The sequence below is a fragment of the Streptomyces phytophilus genome (assembly GCF_013870535.1).
Classification (GTDB): Bacteria; Actinomycetota; Actinomycetes; order Streptomycetales; family Streptomycetaceae; genus Streptomyces; species Streptomyces phytophilus.
Genome location: NZ_JACBXC010001610.1, coordinates 1 through 1,164, shown reverse-complemented (window position 1 = coordinate 1,164; position 1,164 = coordinate 1). Strand labels below are relative to the sequence as shown.

Annotated in this window: 2 protein-coding genes; both read right to left on the bottom strand. The window is 74.2% G+C overall.

Annotation, left to right across the window (positions count from 1 at the left end; genetic code table 11):
• On the bottom strand, positions 1–252 hold a 252-nt coding region (locus H5J30_RS34610), incomplete at its 3' end, for a MerR family transcriptional regulator (RefSeq protein ID WP_181791768.1).
• 9 nt (positions 253–261) lie between these two features.
• Positions 262–1,050, bottom strand: a complete 789-nt coding sequence (locus H5J30_RS34605; RefSeq protein WP_181791767.1) for an ABC transporter permease — start codon at positions 1,048–1,050, stop codon at positions 262–264.
• Positions 1,051–1,164 lie beyond the last annotated feature (114 nt).

Here is a 1,164-nt window from a genome sequence, read left to right as displayed (position 1 = left end):
CCGGTCGATGTCCGCGACCGCCGCCGCGAACTCCGCCTCGTCGGCGCGCAGCAGCTCCCGTACCCGGGCCAGCGGGATGCCGGCCTCGGCCAGGGTGCGGATGCGGATCAGCTCGACCACGGCGGCGGCGTCGTAGCGGCGGTAGCCGGAGTGGTCCCGCTCCGGCTCGGGGAGCAGGCCCTTGGCGTGGTAGTGCCGGACCGCGCGCACCGTCACGCCCGCGTACGACGCGAGTTCGCCGATGGTCAGCATCGGGGCATCCTAGGACGCCGCGCGGGTCCGGTAGAGGCGGCGCGACCAGAGGTACCCGGTCGTGCCGAGGACCGCGCACCAGCCCACCGCCCAGGCCGCGTCCGCGCCGTCCGGCGACCCGGCGAGCAGGCCCCGCAGCAGGTCCATCACCGGCGTGAACGGCTGGTGGGCGGCGAACCACCGCAGCCCCGCCGGCATCGAGTCGACCGGCACGAACCCGCTGCCCACGAACGGCAGCAGCACGAAGACCATCGGCAGGTTGCTCGCCGTCTCCGGGTCCGGGCTGGCCAGCCCCAGCGCCACCGTGAACCACGTCAGCGCGTACGACAGCAGCGCCAGCAGCCCGAGCAGCGCGGCCCACTGGGCCGCCGACGCGCCCGTCCGCAGCCCGAGCGCGAACGCCGCCGCGCCGACCGCCGCGAGCGCCAGCGCGGTCTGGATCATCGCGGCGAGCACGTGCCCGGTGAGGACCGAGGACTTCGCGACGGGCATGGTGCGGAACCGGTCGATGATGCCGTCGGTCATGTCGTTGGCGACGAGTACGGCGGTGCCGATGGACACGCTCGCGACGGTCATGGTGAGGATCCCCGGGGCGATGTACGTGAGGTACCCGCCGCGGTCGCCGCCGGGGAGTCCCGCGCCCATCGTGCCGCCGAAGACGTACGTGAACAGCAGCAGGAACAGCAGCGGCTGGCCCACCAGCATGATCGCCATGGAGGGGTAGCGGGCCATGTGCCGCAGGTTGCGGCGCAGCATGGTCGCGGAGTCGCGCAGGACGTACGTGCCGGGGGCGCTCATGCCCGTACCTCCGCGGCAGCGGGACCGGCGGCGCCGGCGTGGCCGGTCAGGGCCAGGAACACGTCGTCCAGGTCCGGCGTGTGCACCGCGAGCCCGGTGACCGACCCGTCGTCG

Excerpts from the sequence above, each read along its gene's own strand:
- H5J30_RS34605 (WP_181791767.1), bottom strand. The coding sequence starts at position 1,050 with ATGAGCGCCCCCGGCACGTACGTCCTGCGCGACTCCGCGACCATGCTG.